23 protein-coding genes are annotated in these 20,412 nt (G+C 68.3%); 9 read left to right on the top strand and 14 right to left on the bottom strand.

Annotation, left to right across the window (positions count from 1 at the left end; all coding sequences use genetic code 11):
* From QM693_RS27255 to rimP, 3 genes are read right to left on the bottom strand one after another with little or no spacing between them, the layout of a single operon-like run.
* Window positions 1-354 carry a YlxR family protein gene (locus tag QM693_RS27255; protein WP_280784643.1) on the bottom strand — a complete coding sequence of 118 codons (354 nt, stop codon included), beginning with the start codon at window positions 352-354 and terminating at the stop codon, window positions 1-3.
* 44 nt (window positions 355-398) lie between these two features.
* A complete protein-coding gene (gene nusA / locus QM693_RS27250; protein ID WP_105419289.1) occupies window positions 399-1,430 on the bottom strand; it encodes a transcription termination factor NusA in 1,032 nt (343 codons plus the stop codon).
* Window positions 1,427-1,999, bottom strand: coding sequence for a ribosome maturation factor RimP (gene rimP, locus QM693_RS27245; protein WP_105419291.1), 573 nt, complete (start codon window positions 1,997-1,999; stop codon window positions 1,427-1,429). Before rimP ends, nusA begins: the two co-directional genes overlap by 4 nt.
* 196 nt (window positions 2,000-2,195) lie before the next feature.
* On the opposite strand from rimP, the gene QM693_RS27240 reads away from it, so the two are divergent.
* The 4 genes from QM693_RS27240 (at window position 2,196) to QM693_RS27225 (ending at window position 4,574) form a co-directional block, all read left to right on the top strand.
* Window positions 2,196-2,723 carry a hypothetical protein gene (locus QM693_RS27240; RefSeq protein ID WP_105419410.1) on the top strand — a complete coding sequence of 176 codons (528 nt, stop codon included), beginning with the start codon at window positions 2,196-2,198 and terminating at the stop codon, window positions 2,721-2,723.
* The gene (locus tag QM693_RS27235; protein WP_283353850.1) at window positions 2,720-3,163 is read left to right on the top strand and encodes a ferritin-like domain-containing protein; all 444 of its coding nucleotides are present in this window, start codon (window positions 2,720-2,722) and stop codon (window positions 3,161-3,163) included. Before QM693_RS27240 ends, QM693_RS27235 begins: the two co-directional genes overlap by 4 nt.
* Window positions 3,164-3,264: 101 nt before the next feature.
* Complete coding sequence (locus QM693_RS27230) at window positions 3,265-3,750, top strand: nuclear transport factor 2 family protein (protein ID WP_283334750.1); 486 nt, start codon at window positions 3,265-3,267, stop codon at window positions 3,748-3,750.
* A complete protein-coding gene (locus QM693_RS27225) occupies window positions 3,747-4,574 on the top strand; it encodes an SDR family NAD(P)-dependent oxidoreductase (protein WP_283334751.1) in 828 nt (275 codons plus the stop codon). The genes QM693_RS27230 and QM693_RS27225 overlap by 4 nt, the downstream gene beginning before the upstream one ends.
* Window positions 4,575-4,591: 17 nt before the next feature.
* On the opposite strand, the gene QM693_RS27220 is transcribed toward QM693_RS27225, so the two are convergent.
* Window positions 4,592-5,440 carry an ABC-2 transporter permease gene (locus QM693_RS27220; protein ID WP_283353849.1) on the bottom strand — a complete coding sequence of 283 codons (849 nt, stop codon included), beginning with the start codon at window positions 5,438-5,440 and terminating at the stop codon, window positions 4,592-4,594.
* Entirely contained in the window at window positions 5,437-6,372 is a 936-nt protein-coding gene (locus tag QM693_RS27215; protein ID WP_280784638.1) for an ABC transporter ATP-binding protein, read from the bottom strand. The genes QM693_RS27220 and QM693_RS27215 overlap by 4 nt, the downstream gene beginning before the upstream one ends.
* 109 nt (window positions 6,373-6,481) lie before the next feature.
* Between QM693_RS27215 and QM693_RS27210 the strand changes: the two genes are divergently transcribed.
* Together QM693_RS27210 and QM693_RS27205 are read left to right on the top strand one after the other, a co-directional pair.
* A complete protein-coding gene (locus QM693_RS27210; RefSeq protein WP_283334754.1) occupies window positions 6,482-7,663 on the top strand; it encodes a sensor histidine kinase in 1,182 nt (393 codons plus the stop codon).
* Complete coding sequence (locus QM693_RS27205) at window positions 7,660-8,328, top strand: response regulator transcription factor (RefSeq protein ID WP_283353848.1); 669 nt, start codon at window positions 7,660-7,662, stop codon at window positions 8,326-8,328. Before QM693_RS27210 ends, QM693_RS27205 begins: the two co-directional genes overlap by 4 nt.
* Before the next feature lie 12 nt (window positions 8,329-8,340).
* On the opposite strand, the gene QM693_RS27200 is transcribed toward QM693_RS27205, so the two are convergent.
* Window positions 8,341-9,786, bottom strand: a complete 1,446-nt coding sequence (locus QM693_RS27200; RefSeq protein WP_283334755.1) for a DHA2 family efflux MFS transporter permease subunit — start codon at window positions 9,784-9,786, stop codon at window positions 8,341-8,343.
* Window positions 9,787-9,889: 103 nt separating this feature from the next.
* On the opposite strand from QM693_RS27200, the gene QM693_RS27195 reads away from it, so the two are divergent.
* Complete coding sequence (locus tag QM693_RS27195; protein ID WP_280784634.1) at window positions 9,890-10,489, top strand: TetR/AcrR family transcriptional regulator; 600 nt, start codon at window positions 9,890-9,892, stop codon at window positions 10,487-10,489.
* A 57-nt stretch (window positions 10,490-10,546) separates the two neighbouring features.
* The gene (locus tag QM693_RS27190) at window positions 10,547-11,194 is read left to right on the top strand and encodes an FHA domain-containing protein (protein WP_011598466.1); all 648 of its coding nucleotides are present in this window, start codon (window positions 10,547-10,549) and stop codon (window positions 11,192-11,194) included.
* Here the strand turns inward: QM693_RS27190 and QM693_RS27185 are convergent, their stop codons facing one another.
* The 6 genes from QM693_RS27185 to QM693_RS27160 all read right to left on the bottom strand — a co-directional run bounded on the left by QM693_RS27185 (window position 11,195) and on the right by QM693_RS27160 (window position 17,619).
* A complete protein-coding gene (locus QM693_RS27185) occupies window positions 11,195-12,157 on the bottom strand; it encodes an alpha/beta fold hydrolase (protein WP_280784633.1) in 963 nt (320 codons plus the stop codon).
* 218 nt (window positions 12,158-12,375) lie between these two features.
* Window positions 12,376-12,834, bottom strand: coding sequence for an Hsp20/alpha crystallin family protein (locus QM693_RS27180; protein ID WP_280784632.1), 459 nt, complete (start codon window positions 12,832-12,834; stop codon window positions 12,376-12,378).
* 267 nt (window positions 12,835-13,101) lie between these two features.
* Window positions 13,102-13,395: a hypothetical protein gene (locus QM693_RS27175; RefSeq protein ID WP_105419310.1), complete on the bottom strand. Its 294-nt coding sequence runs from the start codon at window positions 13,393-13,395 to the stop codon at window positions 13,102-13,104.
* 129 nt (window positions 13,396-13,524) lie between these two features.
* The gene (locus tag QM693_RS27170) at window positions 13,525-13,938 is read right to left on the bottom strand and encodes a hypothetical protein (protein WP_105419312.1); all 414 of its coding nucleotides are present in this window, start codon (window positions 13,936-13,938) and stop codon (window positions 13,525-13,527) included.
* A gap of 136 nt (window positions 13,939-14,074) precedes the next feature.
* Window positions 14,075-15,805, bottom strand: coding sequence for an acyl-CoA dehydrogenase family protein (locus QM693_RS27165; RefSeq protein WP_283353847.1), 1,731 nt, complete (start codon window positions 15,803-15,805; stop codon window positions 14,075-14,077).
* 68 nt (window positions 15,806-15,873) lie between these two features.
* Window positions 15,874-17,619, bottom strand: coding sequence for a proline--tRNA ligase (locus QM693_RS27160; RefSeq protein WP_283334758.1), 1,746 nt, complete (start codon window positions 17,617-17,619; stop codon window positions 15,874-15,876).
* Between the two features lie 56 nt (window positions 17,620-17,675).
* On the opposite strand from QM693_RS27160, the gene yaaA reads away from it, so the two are divergent.
* Window positions 17,676-18,419, top strand: coding sequence for a peroxide stress protein YaaA (gene yaaA / locus QM693_RS27155; RefSeq protein ID WP_283334759.1), 744 nt, complete (start codon window positions 17,676-17,678; stop codon window positions 18,417-18,419).
* A gap of 50 nt (window positions 18,420-18,469) precedes the next feature.
* Here the strand turns inward: yaaA and QM693_RS27150 are convergent, their stop codons facing one another.
* Window positions 18,470-18,856: a universal stress protein gene (locus QM693_RS27150; protein WP_037245669.1), complete on the bottom strand. Its 387-nt coding sequence runs from the start codon at window positions 18,854-18,856 to the stop codon at window positions 18,470-18,472.
* Complete coding sequence (locus QM693_RS27145) at window positions 18,853-20,412, bottom strand: tripartite tricarboxylate transporter permease (RefSeq protein WP_280784628.1); 1,560 nt, start codon at window positions 20,410-20,412, stop codon at window positions 18,853-18,855. Before QM693_RS27145 ends, QM693_RS27150 begins: the two co-directional genes overlap by 4 nt.

The raw sequence follows: 20,412 nt of genomic DNA, 5'->3' as shown, positions 1-20,412 counted from the left end.
TCATGAGTGCTTGTGCCTGTTCTGTTCGAGAGGTACTGCTCTGGGTGGGTGCCCTGCTCGTACCCAGTGGTCGACTTCTGACGTGTCGACACTTCCGGACACTCGCAGTGCTCTGCCGAATGCTCGGCGTCGTTCCGCGAGACTCAGGCAAGCCTCGACGGGGTGCAGCCACGCACCTCGACCGGGAAGCCTGCGCCTCGGGTCCGGGGCGAGAACATGACCTTGCGGCCCGCTCTCACTAACCACAACCCTGAGCAGATCGACAGCCAGCGCGCGCTCCCTACATCCTATGCATGTTCGGACCGGTGAACCGGTAGGAACGCGCGCAGAATCGGGATGCTCATGCTGAACCATTGACCACTCTACCGCCGACTCGCCCCGATCTCCGCATTCCCGGCTCAACGACTGGTCGCGGCGGGTCCGCCTGCCGACTCGGGGGCGGGTGCGGCGTCACTGCGGATGTCGATTCGCCACCCGGTCAAGCGCGCAGCAAGACGGGCGTTTTGCCCTTCCTTGCCGATGGCGAGGGACAGCTGGAAGTCCGGGACGACGACACGCGCGGCCCGCGCCTCGGGGTCCACGACAGTGACGGAGACCACTTTCGACGGCGAGAGCGCGTTGCCGACGAACCGGGCCGGGTCTTCGTCGAAGTCGATGATGTCGATCTTCTCGCCGGCCAGTTCGCTCATCACGTTGCGCACCCGCTGGCCCATCGGCCCGATGCACGCGCCCTTGGCGTTCAATCCCTGCACCCGCGACTGGACGGCGATCTTCGACCGGTGCCCGGCCTCCCGGGCGACGGCGATGATCTCGACCGAACCGTCCGCGATTTCCGGAACCTCGAGCGCGAACAGCTTTCGGACGAGGTTCGGGTGGGTGCGCGACAGCGTGATCTGAGGTCCGCGCTGCCCACGGGCCACACCGACGACGTAGCACTTGAGCCGCTCGCCGTGCTCGTAGTTCTCGCCGGGCACCTGCTCGGCGGGCGGGATCAGGCCCTCGGCGCCGCTGGCCTCGCTGCCGATCCGCACGACGACCATGCCGCGGGAGTTCGCGCGGGTGTCGCGCTGGATCACGCCGCCGACGATCTCACCCTCGTGGGTGGAGTACTCGCCGAAGCTCCGCTCGTGCTCGGCGTCCCGCAGCCGCTGGAGGATGACCTGGCGGGCGGTGGTCGCGGCGATCCGGCCGAAACCTTCCGGGGTGTCGTCCCATTCCTCGCCGACCATATTGCCGTCGGCGTCGACGTCGTGCGCCATCACCCGCACGATGCCGCTCTTGGTGTCGACGTCGATCCGCGCGTGCTGCTGATGCCCCTCGGTGTGCCGATAGGCGGTGAGCAACGCGGTCTGAATGGTCGAGATGACAGTCTCGATCGAGATGCCCTTGTCGGCCTCGATGGCGCGCAACGCCGCAATGTCGATATTCACTTGTCCAACCCCTCTACTACTTCTTCATCTTCCGACGCGTCTGCGTCCGCGGGTGCCACGCGACCTTCGGGAATCCCGCCGGCGAGTTCCAGCTCCCTCGGGTCGGGTTTCGAGAATTCCACCTGCACAACAGCTTTCTGAATGTCCGGGAGCGCGACGCGCCGAACCTCCGGGCCGGTGCGCGAGCCGATCACCACCGCGACCGAGTCGCCGTCGAGGACGCCGATCCGACCCACGACGGTCTCGTGCGCGAGATCGATACGCGCCTTGCGGCCGCGTGCCCGGCGCCAGTGCCGCTCGTGCGTGAGCGGCCGGCCGATACCGGGAGACGTGACCTCGAGCGTGTACGGCGACTCCCCGAAATCGGACACCGAATCGAAGACCTCGGAGATCTCGTGGCTCAGGTTCGCGACCGCGTCGAGTTCGAGTCCGGCGTCACTGTCCACCATGATCCGGACTGCGCTGTGCCGACCCGCGAGGGTGACTGCAACGTCCTCCAAGTCGTAGCCCTGGCGTTGCACCAGATCGGAGATGAGCTCCGTCACCCTCTCCTTGGATGGAACCGGCATCGGGGAAGCTCCTCGTTTCAGTTGTCGCTCGTCGTGTTCGTGGTCTGGCAGGTCATCGTGCTGCGCACGCAGCACCGCGAACCCGCCGGGACGGGTTCGAGCATCTAAGAGTAACGCCGATTCGAGGCATCCGTGACCAGCCCCGGTGCTCGATTCCCGGGATCGCGGCCCGACCTGGCACCATGGACCGGTGCTCATGCCCACCGTCTCCCGGCCCCCGACATCCGGTCCGGCCGTGTCCCGGCGCACCGCTCTCCGGTTCGCAGCAGCCTCGGCGTTCGGCGTCGCGAGCGTCTCCCTGCTGGCGGGGTGCGCCGACGACGCGGACTCCGACACCGAGGTCGATTCACTCGTCGCACAGTCGCGTCTGGCTCGTCGTGACGCCGCCGGCGCGGCGGCCACGATCGCGCTGCTCCCCGATCGCGGTGCGGCACTCGAACTCGTCCGCGCCCAGCGCACCGCACACGCCGACGCACTGGACGCCGAAATCGCTAGGGCTGCAGGAACTTACCCGGACGGTACCGCACCGACCACGTCCGCTCCCCCGTCGACGACACCGACCGCTCCGGCGCCGCCGCCCGGTCTCGATCAATTGCGGGCCGACCTGGCCGAGTCGCAGCGCAGCGCAGCCGATTCGGCGCGCACACTGACCGCCTACCGGGCGGGGCTCTGCGCGTCGATCAGCGCCGCGTGCGGAACGTATCTGGCGGTGGTGCTGCCGTGACGACACCCACCGAAGCCGAGGGTAAGAGCCTCGCCGACGCGCTGACCGCCGAACATTCCGCGGTGTTCGCCTACGGAGTGGTCGCCGCATTCTCGAATCCCACCCGGGCCACCCAGGTGGCCACCGCCGCCGCGGCCCACCGGGCGCGCCGGGACGGGCTCCTGGACACGCTGACCGCGGCAGGGCTGACGGCCCCGCCCGCCGAGGCGGGCTACACCCTGCCGTTCCCGGTCACCGATCCGATCACGGCCGCGCAGCTGGCGGCCCAGGTCGAGGCCGACACCGCCGTCGCGTGGCGGGCCGTCGTCGAACACGGTGAGACGGAGGACACCCGCACGCTCGGCGTCACCGCGCTGACCGAGGCGGCCGTCCGGGAGGCCACCTGGCGCGTGGCGCTCGGGACCGATCCGGTGACCGACCCGTTCCCCGGCGGACCCTGACGACGCGCAGGTTCCCGCCCACCGGGATTCTGCATCCACGCGGCGCGTTCCCGGCCTAGCGTCTCTCCCGACACGGTGAACGGCAACGGGAGGACGGCGGCGTGGACGAACGCTCGGTGGAGCAGCGTCTGGCGGACCTGGAGCGGATCGACGCGATCAAGGCGCTCAAGTACCGCTACTGGCGAGCGTGCGACGGCAAGGATCCGGACGCGTTCCGTGCCTGCTTCGTCTCGACCGGGGCGTCGATCGACTTCGGTCCGCTCGGCCGGTTCGACGACGCCGACCGGCTCACGGACATCTTCCGCAGGATCGCGCTCCACGAAGTGGACGGCAAGCACGTGATCCTCGACATGCACCACGGCTTCCATCCGGACATCGTGATGCACAGCAACACCGAGGCGTCGGGCGCGTGGACGCTGAAGTTCCGCCAGGTCGATCTGCTGAAGGGGACGGAGACCGTGTCCTCCGGCGAGTACGACGACGCTTACCGTCTCGAGGACGGCGGCTGGCGAATGTCACGATGCCACTTCACCACTCGATGGTCGATCACCCGCCCGCTCACCCAGGACACGGTGGTCGTCCAGTGAGCGCCGGGGTAGCCCTGGTCACCGGGGGGAGCCGCGGCGTCGGCAAGGGTGTGGCGACGGCGCTGGGAGCCGCCGGGTGGACCGTCTACGTCACCGGGCGCGGCCCGGTGACGGACGACAGCCCGCTGTCGGTGTCGGCGCGAACGGTCACCGGTGCCGGTGGGACCGGCATCGCGGTGGCCTGCGATCACCGCGAAGACGCAGATGTGCGTGCGCTGTTCGCCCGGATCTCGGAGGAGCAGGCCGGCCGACTCGACCTGCTGGTCAACAACGTGTGGGCGGCGCCCAAGGGATTCGGCGGGTTCAGCACGCCGTTCTGGGAGCGGCCGCTGGACGACTGGGACTCGCTGATCGGTGTCGGACTGCGCGCCCATTACGTCGCGTCCGTGGAGGCTGCGCGGATGATGGTGCCCCGCCGCTCCGGGTTGATCGCGAACATCTCGTCGTTCGGGACCCGCGGGCATCTGCACTCGGTGCTGTACGGCATGTCCAAGGCCGGGCTGGACAAGATGGCCAGCGACATGGCGGCGGAGCTGGCTCCGCACGACGTGCGCGCGGTCTCGCTGTGGCCGGGCATCGTCCGGACGGAGATGATCGTCGCCAGCGGCCTCGAGACCATCGCCGGCTTTCCCGTCGCGGACGCCGAGTCCCCCGAGTTCATCGGCGAGGTGATCTGCGCCCTGACCGCGGACCCGACCCTTCCTCAGCGCAGCGGCCACACCTTCGTCACGGCGGAGCTGGCCGTCGAATACGGCATCACCGACACCCAGGGCCGGACCCCTCCCTCACACCGGGAACCGTTCGGCGGCGGCCCGCTGTTCTGAGCCGCCGCCTCGCGCGGTCAGTTCACGTCGCGCCGGCGGACGAGCCAGACCGTTCCCAGCGCGGACGCGGCGACGTACCCGGCCAGGAGAACCACGGACGTGCCTCCGTCGAGGATGTTCAGGACACCGGGGGTGGTGTCACCGCCGAAGTCTCGGAGCGATCCGGCGAGCGAGCCCGCGGCGGTGCCGGGCAGGAAGTCCGTCACCACCGACACGGGGTCGAGGACGGCCGCGACCCCGCGGAGGAGGTTTTCGACCACCAGCACCCACACCAGTCCGAGACCGACCGACAACGCCGGCCCCCGTGCGAGAGCGCCGACGAGGACACCGGCGGCGGTCCACATCCCGAGGATGAGCACCCCGGAGGCGAGCGCCTTCAGCATCGCATCCGCGGCAGGAAGACTCGCCGACTCCGATTCGACCACGGCGATGACCGAAGCCACCCCGAGATCGACGGCCGCCACCGTGAGAACGAGTCCGATCACCACGATCAGCAGAGCGAGCAGGGTTCCGGTGAGCGCGGCCGATCGTGGAGGTCCCTGGGTGAATACGGTCTTCCACGTCCCCCACCCGTAGCCGCTGCCGATGGTGAGGGCGCCGAGGATGAGCATCAGTGCGCCCCCGAACATGGCCATGCCCTGGGTGAACACCTGGGGCACCGCCGAGGGCAGCATCTGCGCGAGCAGCACGTCCGGGGGTGCGGACGACGCCATGTCGGTGGTGCCGCCGGTCGCGAACGTAATGTAGTTGAACATATAGACGAAGACCAGGTTGAGCACGATCCACGCGGCGAGCAGCACCCACATCGACGGCCATTTCCGTAGTCGCAGAAGCTCGGCCCGCGTGCTGGCGATCACAGCGTTCATGACACTCTCCTCGCATCGTTGCTCGTGTGGTCGCCGGCGGTGACGTCCGACGTCAGGTCGAAGAAGACGTCCTCGAGCGATCGTTCCCGCCGGGCCAGTTCGTGCACGTCGATTCCCGCGTCGACGAGAACACGGGCCACCTTCGGCGCCAGGTCCGGCGACACCGCAAGTGTGAGGGCGTCGCCCACCGTGTCGACGACGTCGTGTCCCAGTAGTTCCGCGAGCACCGCTGCCGCTCGTTCCCTCGGATCGGCTCGCACCAGCAGGCTGGTGTCTCCCCGTAGTTCGGCCACGGTGGACTGTGCGATCAACTCCCCGCGCGAGATCACCCCGACGCGGTCGCAGATCTCCTGGACCTCGCTGAGCATGTGGCTGGAGAGCAGCACCGAATGCCCGGAGTGCGCGAGTTCGACTATCAGTTCCCGCATCTCGGCCATGCCGGCCGGGTCGAGACCGTTGGTGGGTTCGTCGAGGATCAGCAGATCGGGTTCGCCGAGGAGTGCGGCCGCGACACCGAGCCGCTGCTTCATCCCGAGCGAGTAGGTGCGGAAACGGTCGTGTCCCCGCTCGCGCAGCCCCACCCGGTGCAGCGCGGATTCCGCCGCGTCGTCCGGCAGTCGGCGGTATCTGCTCAGCACCCGCAGGTTGTCGCGACCGGACAGGTAGGGGAAGAAGCCGGGTCCCTCGATCAGGACGCCGGTGCGCACCGCCACCGCGCTGTCCCCGGGTGGACGCCCGAAGAGTGTCGCGCTCCCGGAGGTCGGCCGGACCAGACCGGTGAGCATGCGCAGCGTGGTGGTCTTGCCTGCGCCGTTCGGTCCGAGGAACCCGTACACCTCCCCTGCCCGCACGGTCAGGCTGACGGCGTCGACCGCCGTGTGTTCGCCGTAGCGTTTGGTCAACCTGTCGGTGACCACGATGTCGGAAGTCATGCCTCCAGCGTCGGCTCGGCGCGAGTCGCGCACATCCGTCTGCGCGCGTCTTCTCGTGTACGCGTCGCGGACGATGACAGGCTCGCCGGATCGGGTCTACGTTCGGGTGGTGCGCACTGACCGGAGGGACACGTCGATCGCCCCGCGGGACCTCCTGATCGCCCTGGGCGTCGCGATCGTGCAGGTGGTCGGCAGTATCGGCGCCAACCACAACCAGTCGTGGGCGGAGCCGTTGGACGCCGCCGGCTTCGTGTTGCTGGTGTGCGGTCCGGTCGCGCTGGTCTTCCGGCGACGGCGTCCTGTCGCGGTCCTGTTCGTCGTCCTGGCCGTCACGGTCCTCTACGTCGCGCGGGGATACGGGTACGGCCCGGTCTTCCTGTCGCTCGTCGTCGCGTTTCTCGGCGCCGCGACGGCCGGATCCCGATGGCTCACCTATCCGGTTCTCGCGATCGGCTACGCCCTGATCGTCTTCGCCGTGCCCGCCGTGTCGTCTGCCGAGGCGCCGTCACTCGCCGCCCTCACCGGCATCGCCGCGTGGCTGCTGGTGCTCCTCGCCGCCGCCGAGATCATCCGTCAGCGCCGCGGGACGCTCGACGCCCGCAGGCAACGCGCCGAGGCGGCGAGGCGCAGCGTCCTGGACGAGCAGCGTCGACGGGCCAGCGAGGAGCGGCTCGCGATCGCCCGCGAACTGCACGACGTTCTGGCACACAGCCTCTCGATGATCAACGTGCAGGCGTCGGTCGCACTCGAGCTGTGGGACAGCAGACCTGAACAGTCGCAGGAGGCGCTGTCCGCGATCAAGGTCGCGAGCCGCGACGCGATCGGCGACGTCCATGCGCTGCTGGCATCGCTGCGGGGCGGCGAGGACCACCCGCCGATCGCGCCCACCGCCGGGCTCGGGGACCTGGACGGTGTGGTCGAGCGCGCCCGTGCCGCGGGCCTCGCGGTGACGACCGTCGTCGAAGGCGCACCGAGGCCGCTGCCGGCCGTGGTCGACGTGGCTGCGGCGCGGATCGTCCAGGAGTCGCTGACCAACGTGGCCCGCCATTCCGGGAGCTCGTCGGCCGACGTGACCGTGTCGTACGCGCCCACGTTCGTCCGCGTCCGGATCGACGACGACGGCCGGGGTCCCGTCGGCACGGCCACCGGTGGCGGCGGGAACGGCATCCCCGGCATGCGGGAACGCGCACGCGCTCTGGGTGGTGAGCTGACCGCCGGGATCGGACCGGTCGGCGGCTTCCGGGTGCAGGCGACGCTCCCCTTCGGCGGGGACACGGCGGGCCGGACATGACGATTCGCGTGCTCGTCGCCGACGACCAGGCCCTCGTGCGGGCGGGGTTCGCCGCCCTGCTCGACGCGCAGGCCGATGTCACCGTGGCCGGTCAGGCCGAGAACGGTGAGCAGGCGGTGAGCCTGACTCGCTCGCTGGTCCCCGATGTCGTCCTCATGGACATCCGGATGCCGGTGCTCGACGGGCTGGAGGCGACCCGGCGTATCGCCGCCGATCCCGCGCTGTCCGGCGTGCGGGTGGTGGTGCTCACCACGTTCGAACTGGACGAGTACGTGTTCGAGGCGATGCGCGCGGGAGCAACGGGTTTCCTCGTCAAACACACCGAACCCGCCGAACTGGTGCGGGCGGTCCGCGTGGTGGCGGGCGGGGACGCCCTGCTGTCACCGTCGGTGACGCGGAAGCTGTTCGCGGAGTTCGCGACCCACGCCAAACGGCCGCCGCAGCGCACCCGTCTCGACGACCTGACCGACCGCGAACGCGAGGTGATGATCCTGATCGCCGAGGGACTCACCAACGCCGAGATCGGCTCACGGTTGTTCCTGAGCCCCGCCACCGCCCGCACCCACGTCAGCCGAATTCTGTTGAAACTCGGCGCCCGCGACCGCACGCAACTGGTGGTCATGGCGTACGAGTGGGGGCTGGTCCGGCCGGGCTGGCAGGACTGACCCCCACCACGGTCACGTCGACGCCAGGACGGCCTTGGATCGTCCCGGCATGAGGGCCGCGGCGACGACCGCGACCGCCACGAATCCGGCTCCCACGTACAGAGCGGGTGCGAGGGCGTCGACGTATCCCGTCGGCGTCAGGCTGCCGCCCGCACCGAGGAACACCGCGGTCAGCAGCGCGATCCCCAGCGCGACTCCGATCTCACGGAGTGTCGCGTTGGTCGAACTGGCCGTGCCGTGGTCGGCCTCGGGCATGTCGGCGAGGACGGCGGTCGCGTTGGGGGCGAACGTCAGACCCATCCCTGCGCCCGCCATCACGAACGCCGGAATCATGCTGCCGTACGTGGCGCCGGGGACGACGAGCGACGCCATCCACAGCAGCGACAACCCCTGCAGGACCAGTCCGGTGACGAGGAGGGTCCGGACACCCAGCCGTGGCGCAAGCAGGCCTGCGATCGGCGCCACCAGCATGGGTGCGGCGGTCCACGGCAAGGTTCGCAGGCCGGCCTCGAACGGGGAGTACCCCATGACGATCTGGAGGTACTGCGACAGGAGGAAGACGGCGCCCATCATTCCCAGCGTGAACGTCAGCCCGATGACGTTGGCCAGGGAGAACTGCCGGGACCGGAACAGTCGCAGCGGCATCACGGGGAAGGGTGTGCGCAACTCGCGCACCACGAACGCCGCGAGCAACACCGCCGATGCGACGAGAGCACCGAGCACCGTGGCGCTGGTCCAGCCGTCGTCGTTGCCGTGCACGATGCCCCAGACTCCGAGGAACACGGCGGCTCCGGCCAGGACGACGCCGAGCGGGTCCAGCGGCTGCCGCTTTCCCTTCGACTCGCCGAGCGCGTACAGCGCCAACGGAATCGCGACCGCTGCGACAGGAACGTTGATCCAGAACACGGCCTGCCACGACACCCCGTCGACGACGGCGCCGCCGACCACGGGGCCGAGCGCGACGCCCAGTCCGGAGACGCCGCCCCAGATCCCGATGGCGAGGGCGCGCTTGGCGAGCGGCACGGCACCGGCCAGCAGGGTGAGGGAGAGCGGCATGATCGCGGCCGCGCCGACGCCCTGGACGGCGCGCGCGGCGATCAGCATCTCGGAGGTGGTCGACAGCGCCGATGCAATCGAGGCCAGCGCGAAGAGCACTATGCCCCAGAGGAATACACGGCGACGGCCGAGGCGGTCCCCCAGCGCAGACAGCGTCAGCATCAACGTCGCGAAGGCGAGCGTGTACGCGTTCATGAACCACTGCAACTGCCCCACCGACGCCCCGAGGTCGCGCTGGATCACCGGCAGGGCGCTGGTCATCACCAGATTGTCGAGTGTGGCCATGAACATCGGTATCGAGGCGGCGACGATCGCCAGCCATACCGGCACCAGCCGGCCGTGGCCCCGTCCCGAGGGAGGCGCCGCCGATTGGTGTTCCAGGCGTTCGGAGAGTGTCGTCATGACGGGTCCTCGTATCCGAGTCGTGAGTACGGGAAGAAGGAAGTTGTAAGCATCAGATGATTACTTATTTCGAAGACTAGTAATCGACTGATAACATGTCAACATGGCATCGCCCGTGAAACAGACCCGCATGAGCGCGACCGAACGTCGCGAACTCGTCCTGGCCGCCGCCTCCCGCGCGTTCGCCAGGGACGGCTATCACGGCACCAGCACCGACGCCGTCGCACGCGAGGCGGGCGTGTCCCAGCCCTACGTGGTGCGCATGTTCGGTTCGAAGTCGCGGCTGTTCGCCGACGTCTTCGACCGCGCGATGCGTCGGATCATGGACACCTTCGAGCCGTACTTCGACGATGTCGCCGCCGCCCCGGAGAACGACGAGTCGTGGCTCCCGATGGGCATCGCGTACGCCGAACTGCTCGAGGACCGCGACCTCCTGCTCGTGATGATGCACGGCTTCACCTCCGGCGCGAACCCGGAGATCGGCGCGCTGGCCCGCGACTGGATGTCCCGGCTCTACACGCAGATCCGCACGCGCACCGGGTGCAGCCCGGAACGGGCGCGCATCTTCATCGCCAACGGAATGCTCCTCAACACCCTGCTCGCCATGCAGGTACCCGAGCATGCCGGGCAGGATCCGGCGCTCGAGGAGCTCGCCGTGTGCGCGTTCGGCAGTACCCTGGACGCCGCGGGCTCCGAGAACTGATCCGTGATCGGCGATTTCCGCTCTTGATCTTGCTCAGAGGACACGCGGCGGGGCACGATGGAAGCGTGCCGAAGGGGTGTCGCCGTGGACCGAGCCGTTGAGTCTCGACTGAGTTATTCCGACCGGGAGGGTCACCACCACACCGTGGACCTCTCCCCCACTTCCGCGCGCGTCACGATCGGACGGTCGCCCGGTTCCGATCTGCTCCTCACCGAGGACGACGAAGTCTCACGTCTCCATGCCGTCCTCGAATGCGTCGGCTCGCACTGGACCATCCTCGACGACGGGCTCTCCCGCAACGGCACCTTCGTCAACGGCGAGCGTCTCGCGGGGCGTCGGCGGCTCCGCCAGGGCGACAGCATCCGCATCGGGGGAACGAAGATCCGGTACCTGGAATTCGGCGGCTCTCTCGACGAGGCCACCCGGATGGGCACCGACATGCCCGATGTCCGGTCCCTCACCGACACCCAGCGGGCGGTCCTCACGGCACTGTGCCGGCCGTACAAGCACGGCGCCGCGTTCGCGAATCCGGCGTCGAATCAGCAGATCGCCCAGGAACTGTTTCTCAGTGTCGACGCTATCAAGACTCACCTCCGGGCGTTGTTCGCGAAGTTCGGCGTCGGCGATCTCCCGCAGAATCAGAAGCGGGTCAGCCTGGCCGAACGGGCCATGCGCAGCGGCATCATCAACGAGCGCGATCTCTGATCAGCCGACGGCCATCAGTTCGCGGTCGAAAGCGGCAGTCTCACCGTGTGCGATTCGCTCGACGAGGCCGATGATCGCGAGTGCGACGTCGGCGGCGCGTTCGAGGATCACCGAGTGGCCGGCCCCGTCGACGCTCACGAGTTCCGAGGCGGGGAGCTTCGAGGCCATCGCGACGGAATGCTGGAGCGGGGTGAGCATGTCCACCGAGCCGCACAGGATCAGCGACGGAATGTGAGCCAGCGCGGCGAGGGAATGCCGCTCGTCGAACCCGAGCAGGGATTCGAGGAAGCTCGACATGGTGACGACGGACGTGGTGTTGGCCATGGCCGCGACCAGCGCCGCCAGGCGAGGATCGACGACCCGGTTGCGGGCGCCTGCCGCACGGGCGATCGCCGTGCAGACGGTGCGTCCCACGCGCTTCGATCCGTGCACGACCCGGGGTGCCCGGCGCACCGCGGTGCGGAACAGCGACACCGCGGGGCTCCGCAGGTGCCGTCCGAGACCGGCCTCGGCGAGATCGCACGCCGCGGTGGAGATCAGGGCCATGCCGACGATCCGCGAACCGATCGTGTGCGGGTTCTGCCGGGTGTAGGACAGCGCGGTCATTCCGCCCATCGAGTGCCCGACGAGGACGACCGGGCCATGCGGTGCGACGGCATCGAGCACGGAGCCGAGGTCGCGGCCGAGCTGATCGATCGTGTAGGTGGCTGCCGGCGCCTCCCCGGACTCGCCGTGTCCGCGGTGATCGTAGAAGACCATGCGAACGTCGTTGCGCCAGAAGCGGACCAGCTGCTTGCGCAGCGCCCACCAGGACTCGGTGCGCAGGCAGTGACCGTGAACGAACACCACTGTGGTGGCTGCGTCGGGCGAACCGAACTCGCGAACCGCGAGTGCGATCCCGTCGTCGGTCCTGACCGTGAGGCGCCGGCCCTCGTGCTCGTGTGCAACCGGGGTGTTCGTCATGATGGCCTCCTCGGTTTCTTCGCTCGCGGCTGGTGAAGCGTTACGTTCTTGCTTGTTCTCTCTACTGTGCCGCGCACGGTCCGACCCGACCAGGACCCCCAGTGGTGGCCGGTGCACCCGGAGGTGTTGCCCTTTCCACCCCTGGGGTGGGTGGACGTGGGCACGCCGAAGCCCCCTCGTCGAGGGGGCTTCGACACAGCAGATGTTCCGCTGCAGCGTCAGTCCGTCTCGCTCGCGGGACCCGCCTCGATCGTGCGATGCTCGCCGGTTCCGAGGCTGGAGACCTCGATCCGCCGCGGCTTCGCCCGTTCGGCGAGCGGGATGGTCACGCTCAGGACACCGTTCTCGTAGGACGCCGAGATGCGGTCCGGGTCGACGCCGTCGCCGAGCGACAGCTGGCGCCGGAACGTTCCGCTGAACCGCTCGGACGCGATCCATTGCACGTTCTCCTCGGACGGCGCGCTGCGATGAGCCGTCAGGGTGAGCGTGCCGTTGTCGACACTGACGTCGACGGAACCCGGATCGACGCCCGGCAGGTCGGCGTGCAGGACGTAGTGGTCGTCGACCTTGTACAGATCCATCGGCATGAATCGCGGGACCCGTGCGGTTCCGGTTTCCGTGCCGAGCAGACTCTTGGTCATGGATTCGAGGTCGTTGAAAGGATCGAAGCGAAGCACAGCAACACACCTCCCACATCACTCGAGGCGCCCGCCACCCCGACGGGCAGCCAGATTCACTGTGCATCGCTAATTTAGCACTCGGCACCCGAGAGTGCCAGTTCGAGAGGACCCCGGATTCTTCGCCTCGTGAGTTCCGGTTCCGGGGTCCTCGCCGCGACGAATCGACCTGTCCGGTCCGCTCGCGACTGGAGGGTATTCTCTACTGCCAGTTCAGAATGCGGCGCCCGGGCCGGCGCTACCAGGCACCCTGGGGTGCGAATCCCGTCACCCCCAGAGTTGCCCCTGGCCGCCGCCGAAGTCGTAGCCGCCGACATTCGCTCCGCCTGGGCCGGCCTTGATGCCGTCCACGGCGATCGGCCCGACATGCGGGCCGCCGATGTCGACATTGCCGCCCTGGGCGTTCTGTCCGGGGGCAACGGTACTGACGGAAGGGTCATCGGACGGGACGTCCGGGGCCGCCGACGCGATGCCGGCGCCCGCCGCGAGGACGAAGAACGCGGCCGCGACGGTGGCACCCGTGCGTGTGAGGACAGTGGAGAAGCCGAAGGACGTCGACATGGGAAGAACCTTTCACAGTGCGTGGTGCCGGGGAGGCGGGAAGGCGGTACAGGTGTGGCGCCGAGGGGCCGGCACCTGGCGGTGACGGCCCCTCGGGCTGTTCAGCAAGATCGAGCGATCACGACTCGGTCACCAGCAGAAGACGAATCCGCAGTTCTCGGTGTTTTCCGTGGTCGTCGTGTCGCCCGCACCTGCGCCTCCGTTTGCGGCGCCACCATTCGCATCCCCGGCGTTCCCTCCGTTGGCATCCCCGGCGTTGCCACCGTTGCCACCATTGCCGCCGTTGCCCGCGTTCTGGGGTCCGGTGGTCGTGCCCGGGCTGCCGATAACCGGACCGCCGAGGACGACGTTCCCACCGGAACCGTTGCCGCCGGCGCCGCCGGCGCCGCCCTGAGAGGTGCCACCGTTACCGCCCTGCGAGGTGCCGCCCGGCGCCGTGCCGCCGTTGCCACCCGGATCAGCCGAGGCGATTCCCGCTCCTGCTGTGAGAGCGAAGCCCGCGATGGCGAGAGCGGAAAGGGTGCGCTTGAGGGTGTGTGCCATGTGTGGATCTTTCTGTGGGGGTGGGGTTTTGCTTGCCACATAAGAATGCGCCGATCGCACCCACCGGAACAGGTACCCCAGGGGGCGCAACCGGCACCCCGAGGGATGACGCCACCCCACCCCCGTAGAGCCCTGTCTACGGCCGCATTTCGTAGGCGCCGTCGTAGTTCTCCACCTGTGCCCACACCCGCGCGAACCGCTCCGCGTCCACCACGGGACGGCGAATCGCACCGAGTGCCCACTTCTGCTGCGCCTCGGTGGCGGACGATTTACCGTGCAGCGCAACGGCATACCCGGAGAAATCGCGGATCTGGAAGTCGAAGATCTGGTCGATCAGATCACGGTCGATACCGGCGATCGCGGCCTGCTCGAGAATCAGGTGCCCGTAGACCACGAGCGAGAACAGGTGCCCGAGGTCGAGCAGGAAGTCGAGATCCTTCTGCTGGGCCGCGTCGGGCGGGGCGGTGGTGAGCAGTTCCCTCAGCGCGGTCGCCTGCTCGTGGAACCGGGCCACGTTGGGGACGTCCGAGTGCGCCTCGTAGGTCTTCGTCCAGTCGTGGAACTGAATCCTGCCGGCGCCGCGGGTCGGGCCCTGCGCCCAGAAGAAGGCATCGTCGGCGGCGTCGAGCCGGGTGCCGATCTCCGGGTACTCGGCCGGGTTGAGCAGGTAGTTCGGCATGAACTTGAGGATGAGGCCGACGTTGACGTGCACCGTGCCCTCGAGCTTCGGCAGAGTGCCGATCAACTGGGCGGCCTCGCGGAAGTAGGTGTTCTTCTCGTAGCCCTTCGCCGCGATCACGTCGTGCAGGAGCGCGATCACCTTCTCCCCTTCAGAGGTGACCTTCGCCTTCGTCATCGGATTGAACAGCAGGTACCGGCGGTCGTCGAGACTCGCGCTGCGGAAGTAGTCGACGGAGCGCGCGCTGAACAGCTTCATCGCGATCAGCCGGCTGTAGGCGTCGACGAAGTTTCCACGCACGTGCGCGAAATCGGTGACGGGGTTGCCGTACAGAATCCTGTTGTGCGCGTGAGTGATCGACTCGTAGAACGCATGCTCGGAGATCCCGATGGAGCCCGTGCACAGGTTGAACTTGCCGACGTTGACCGTGTTCAGTGCCGCCTCGAACGCGGCGACCCCCGTGTGGAGAATGTCTTCTTCCCGCACCGGGTAGTCCTCGAGTCGGAACGTGCTGACGTACATCTGGCCGTGCACCACATTGCCCTGCAGGTGGTATGCCGGGTGGCGACTGTCCGCGACGAAGAAGACGTACCCGTCGCTGCCCTCCACATCGGTGCGCCTGCCGAACACCGACACCATCCCCGCGACGTTGCCGTTGCCGATGTAGTACTTGTCGCCGCTCGCGGTGAACGCGAGACCCGGGTCGTTCTCCGCACGGGTCAGCAGCATGTCCGTCGAGTAGACGTCCGCGCCGTGTTCTTTCTCCGACAGCCCGAACGCCAGCACCCCACCGTCGTCGAGGAGCGTCGCCGCCCGTTCCTTCGCGGCACGGTTCCCGCTCATCCAGATGGGGCCGAGACCCAGGATGGTCACCTGCCACGCGTACCAGTACGCCAGACCGTAGAAACCGAAGATTTCACTGAGGGCGGCGTTGCGTGCGGCGTCCCAGCGCTTGTCCGGGTCGCCGCCCGCCAGGTCGGCAGGTGTGAGGAACTTCGCGAACAGCTTCTCCCGTTTCACGAACTCCAGGAAGTCGTCGGGCCACACGGCCTCGAGATCGTCCTCGAGCAGCCGCTTCTTGCCCCGCGACTCGAACCACTCGATCAGCGCCCGCAGCAGTCTGCGCGTCTCCGGATCGAAATGCTCGGGATCGTAGGAGGTCGGATCGAACAGCAGGGAATTCGTCACAGCAAGCCTTTCGTCCGGACGTGTCAGGCCAAGCTAACAGTCCGGACGAAAGGCGTGGGGCGGTTTGATCAGCCCCTGACAGCGTTGACGATCTCGCTCAGCGCGGACTCGGCGGCCACCTCGCGGCTCTCGCCGGTGAAGCGGTCGCGGACCTCCACCTTGCCCTCGCCCCAGCCGCGGCCGACGACCACGACGAGCGGGACACCGAGCAGTTCGGAGTCCTTGAACTTCACGCCAGGTGACGCCTTGCGATCGTCGAGGATCACCTCGAGACCGGCCTTGTCGAGTTCGGCGGCGAGCCCCTCGGCGCCTTCCCGGGCGGTCTCGTCCTTGTTGGCGATCACCACGTGCACGTCCGCGGGCGACACCTCCGCCGGCCAGCGGAGACCCTTCTCGTCGTGATGCTGTTCCGCGATCACCGCGACGAGGCGGGAGACGCCCACCCCGTAGGAGCCCATGGTCGGGCGGACGGGCTTGCCGTTCTCGCCGAGCACGTCCACGGAGAACACGTCGGTGTACTTGCGGCCGAGCTGGAAGACGTGACCGATCTCGATGCCCCGGGCCGCGACGAGCGCACCGGCTCCGTCGGGTGACGGGTCGCCGTCGCGAACCTCGGCGGCCTCGATGGTGCCGTCCGGGGTGAAGTCGCGGCCCGCGACGAGCCCCACCACGTGCTTGCCCGGCTCGTCGGCTCCGGTGATCCAGCTGGTGCCGTCGACGATCCGCGGGTCGACGAGGTAACGAACACCGTTGGCTTGCAGCGCCTTCGGTCCGATGTAGCCCTTGACCAGGAAGGGGTTGGCCGCGAAGTCGGCCTCGGTGAGCAACTCGAACTCCGCGGGCTCGAGGGAAGCACCGAGACGCTTGTCGTCCACCTCGCGGTCGCCGGGAACACCGATGCCGAGCAGTTCCCACTTCCCACCGGGCTGCCGGGTCTTGACCAGGATGTTCTTCAGGGTGTCCGCGGCGGTGACGGTCCAGCCCAGATCGGCGCCGTTCGCCCAGTCGACGAGCGTCGCAATCGTGGGGGTGTCCGGAGTGTCGTGCACCTTCGCGGCGGGCAGACCGTCGAACGGCACCGGCTCGGGAGCCAGCGTCTTCACGGCCTCGACGTTGGCGGCGTAGCCCGACTCGAGGCAGCGGACGTAGGTGTCCTCACCGATCTCGCTCTCGGCGAGGAACTCCTCCGACGCGCTACCACCCATCGCACCGGACGTCGCCGACACGATCACGTACTTCACGCCGAGCCGGCTGAAGATCCGCTCGTAGGCGTCGCGGTGCGCCCGGTACGACTCGGTGAGTCCCTCGTCGGTGAGGTCGAAGGAGTACGAGTCCTTCATGACGAACTCGCGGCCGCGGAGAATGCCGGCCCGCGGGCGCTCCTCGTCACGGTACTTGGTCTGCACCTGGTACAGGGTGACCGGGAAATCCTTGTACGAGTTGTACTCGCCCTTGACGGTGAGCGCGAACAGTTCCTCGTGGGTGGGGCCGAGCAGGTAGTCGCCGCCCTTGCGGTCCTTCAGGCGGAACAGTCCGTCGCCGTACTCGGTCCAGCGGTTGGACGCCTCGTACGGTTCGCGCGGCAGGAGCGCGGGCAGGGAGATCTCCTGGGCACCGATGCCGTTCATCTCTTCCCGCACCACCCGCTCGACCTCACGCAGCACGCGCAGACCCAGCGGCAACCACGAGTAGACGCCGGGCGCGATGCGACGCACGTAACCGGCGCGGACCAGCAGCTTGTGGCTGGGGACCTCGGCGTCGGCGGGGTCGTCGCGCAGAGTGCGGAGGAACAGGTGGGACAGGCGGGTAATCACGGGATATCAGAATAGTCGGCTGGGACAGGGCCGGGCGCGTCGGTAGGGTTTCGTGCGTGCTGGTGCTACTTCCTCCCTCCGAAACCAAGTCCGACGGCGGCGCCGACGCGCCCCTCGACCTGGCCGAGCTGTCGATGCCGCAGCTCACCGAAACCCGCGAAGTGCTGGTCCAGGCGCTGGTCGCGCTGGCGGCGGACGGGGAGGCGTCGCAGCTCGCGCTCGGCCTCGGCCCCACCCAGGCCGACGAGATCGAGCGGAACGCCAAACTGTGGGTTTCCCCCACCCGGCCCGCACTCGAGCGCTACACCGGTGTGCTGTTCGACGCGCTCGACGCGAAGTCGTTCACCAAGGCCCAGAAGTCCAAGGCGCTGTCGCGGCTGGCGATGGGGTCCGCGCTGTTCGGTGCGGTGCGCGCGGGTGATCTGATCCCCGCCTACCGGCTGTCGGGCGGATCGAAGCTTCCCGGGATGGGCACTCTCCGGGCATTGTGGAAGCCGGAACTGAGCCGGGCGATCGCCGCGGAAGCGGACGGTCTCGTCGTCGACCTGCGGTCGGGGACGTACCAGCAACTCGGACCGATCCCCGAGGCCGTGATCGCCACCGTCCTCACCGAGAAGCCGGACGGCACCCGCACCGTCGTCAGTCATTTCAACAAGCACCACAAGGGTCTGCTGGCACGTGCGCTCACCGTCTCCCGCGCCGAACCCCAGGACGTGCGCGGGGTGGCACGGGTGGCGGCGAAGGCCGGCCTGCGCGTCGAGGTGGCGTCGGACCGCGAGCTGATCATCCTCACCGACTGACCTGTGAGTACTTATTAACCGCGGGCGGTTGATAAGTACTCACAGGGACTTTATTCGGGCTTGACGGCCAGGACCGGTTTGCGGCAGGACAGCAGCAGGCGCTGGGCGGTGCTGCCCATCAGGAGCTTCCCGACCGGGGTGCGGTCGCGGATGCCGATCACGAGCAGTTCCGCGCTGGGCGCCGTCATGGCCTCGAGAATCACGTCGACGGTCTCGTCTCCCACGATCTGCCGGACCTCGTGGTCGACCCCGCTCGCGGCCAGCTTGCCTTCGAGTTCCTGGAGGTGCGCGTTGTCGGCGAACGACTGGTCGGCGAGGGAGTCGCCCTTCGAGGTGTTGATCACGAGCAGCGACGTCCCGCGCAGCTGCGCCTCCGCGACACCGTGTTCGAGGGCGGCCCCTCCGAACTGATCGGGGGTGTATCCGACGACGATCATGCGTGTGCCTTCTCTCTGGTGTCGGTGGAGTCGCCACCGGCCGGTCCGTCGGGGAAATCGGGCGACGCGACGGGGTAGTGCGCGCGGACGACCTTGGCGACGAGGGGTGCGATGAGGAGCACTGCGATCACGATATAGACGATGATCGCGACGGGCTCGGTGAACAGGCTGCCCCAGTCACCGCCACCGAGCTGCAGGCTCTGCCGCAGTTGCCGTTCGATGCGCGGTCCGAGGATGACGCCGATGATCAACGGCAGCACCGGCAGCCCGAACCTCCGCATCATCAGACCCATCAGCCCGAACGTCAGCAGCAGCGCGAGGTCGAGCCACTGGAGGTTGACGGCGAACGCGCCCAGCGCGGCGAAGAACAGGATGCCCGCGTAGAGGTAGGGCCGCGGTGTGCGGAGCAGCTTCGCCCACAGCGGTGCGAGCGGAAGATTGAGCACCAGGAGCAGGAAGTTGCCGATGAACAGGCTCGCGATCAGCGTCCAGATCAGCAGCGGTTCCTTCTCGAACAGTGTCGGGCCCGGCTGGATTCCGTACGACACGAAGGCCGTCAGCATGACCGCGGCCGTGGCGTTGGTCGGCAGACCCAGCGACAGCATCGGCACGAGTGTGCCCGCCGCCGACGCGTTGTTGGCCGCCTCCGGCCCGGCGACACCTTCGATGGCACCCTTGCCGAATTCGTCCTTGTGCTTCGACAGTTTCTTCTCGGTGATGTAGGAGAGGAAGGTGGGCAGTTCGGCGCCGCCTGCGGGTAGTGCGCCGAACGGGAACCCGTAGGCGGTACCCCGCAACCACGGTTTCCACGAACGCTTCCAGTCCTTCTTGCCCATCCACGGCCTGCCGACGGGGATGACCTCGGCCGGCTTGCGGCGGAGGTGAGCGGCCACCCAGAGCGCCTCACCGAGTGCGAACACGGCGACCGCGACGACGACGATGTCGATCCCGTCGGACAGCTGCGGGATGCCGAACGTGGCACGCGGCTGGCCGGTGAGGAAGTCGATGCCGACCAATCCGATCGCGAGACCGAGCAGCAGGGAGATGCATCCGCGGAGCTTCGAGGTTCCGAGGACGGCCGTGACGGCCACGAGGGCGAGCAGCATGATCGCGAGGTAGGACGGGGCTCCGAGGGTGACCGCGAAACTCGACACCATGGGCGCGAACAGCACCAGGAGCATCGTGCCGATCGACCCGGCGACGAACGACCCGATCGCGGCGGTCGCCAGGGCCTGCGCGGCCCTGCCGGCTTTCGCCATCTTGTTGCCCTCGATCGCCGTGATCACCGACGACGACTCCCCCGGTGTGTTCAGCAGGATCGACGTCGTCGACCCGCCGTACATGCCGCCGTAGTAGATGCCGGCGAACATGATGAACGCGGCGCTCGGGCTGACGTTGTAGGTGACGGGCAGCAGGAGGGCCACGGTCATGGCCGGTCCGATGCCCGGGAGGACGCCGACCGCCGTGCCGAGGAGGACGCCGATGCACGCGTACAGCAGATTCATGGGGGTGGCTGCTTGCTCGAACCCCTGCAGCAGCCAGTTCAAATTGTCCAT

Origin of the sequence: Rhodococcus sp. IEGM 1305 (assembly GCF_030058635.1) — a bacterium.
Lineage (GTDB): Bacteria > Actinomycetota > Actinomycetes > Mycobacteriales > Mycobacteriaceae > Rhodococcus_F > Rhodococcus_F opacus_D.
Note: the sequence above shows the minus strand (reverse complement) of the source record. Positions and strands in the feature narration are given on the sequence as shown.

Excerpts from the sequence above, each read along its gene's own strand:
- QM693_RS27255 (WP_280784643.1), bottom strand. The coding sequence starts at position 354 with ATGGTTCAGCATGAGCATCCCGATTCTGCGCGCGTTCCTACCGGTTCA.
- rimP (WP_105419291.1), bottom strand. The coding sequence starts at position 1,999 with ATGCCGGTTCCATCCAAGGAGAGGGTGACGGAGCTCATCTCCGATCTG.
- QM693_RS27240 (WP_105419410.1), top strand. The coding sequence starts at position 2,196 with ATGCCCACCGTCTCCCGGCCCCCGACATCCGGTCCGGCCGTGTCCCGG.
- QM693_RS27220 (WP_283353849.1), bottom strand. The coding sequence starts at position 5,440 with ATGAACGCTGTGATCGCCAGCACGCGGGCCGAGCTTCTGCGACTACGG.
- QM693_RS27215 (WP_280784638.1), bottom strand. The coding sequence starts at position 6,372 with ATGACTTCCGACATCGTGGTCACCGACAGGTTGACCAAACGCTACGGC.
- QM693_RS27205 (WP_283353848.1), top strand. The coding sequence starts at position 7,660 with ATGACGATTCGCGTGCTCGTCGCCGACGACCAGGCCCTCGTGCGGGCG.
- QM693_RS27200 (WP_283334755.1), bottom strand. The coding sequence starts at position 9,786 with ATGACGACACTCTCCGAACGCCTGGAACACCAATCGGCGGCGCCTCCC.
- QM693_RS27195 (WP_280784634.1), top strand. The coding sequence starts at position 9,890 with ATGGCATCGCCCGTGAAACAGACCCGCATGAGCGCGACCGAACGTCGC.
- QM693_RS27190 (WP_011598466.1), top strand. The coding sequence starts at position 10,547 with ATGGAAGCGTGCCGAAGGGGTGTCGCCGTGGACCGAGCCGTTGAGTCT.
- QM693_RS27185 (WP_280784633.1), bottom strand. The coding sequence starts at position 12,157 with ATGACGAACACCCCGGTTGCACACGAGCACGAGGGCCGGCGCCTCACG.
- QM693_RS27175 (WP_105419310.1), bottom strand. The coding sequence starts at position 13,395 with ATGTCGACGTCCTTCGGCTTCTCCACTGTCCTCACACGCACGGGTGCC.
- QM693_RS27170 (WP_105419312.1), bottom strand. The coding sequence starts at position 13,938 with ATGGCACACACCCTCAAGCGCACCCTTTCCGCTCTCGCCATCGCGGGC.
- QM693_RS27150 (WP_037245669.1), bottom strand. The coding sequence starts at position 18,856 with ATGATCGTCGTCGGATACACCCCCGATCAGTTCGGAGGGGCCGCCCTC.
- QM693_RS27145 (WP_280784628.1), bottom strand. The coding sequence starts at position 20,412 with ATGGACAATTTGAACTGGCTGCTGCAGGGGTTCGAGCAAGCAGCCACC.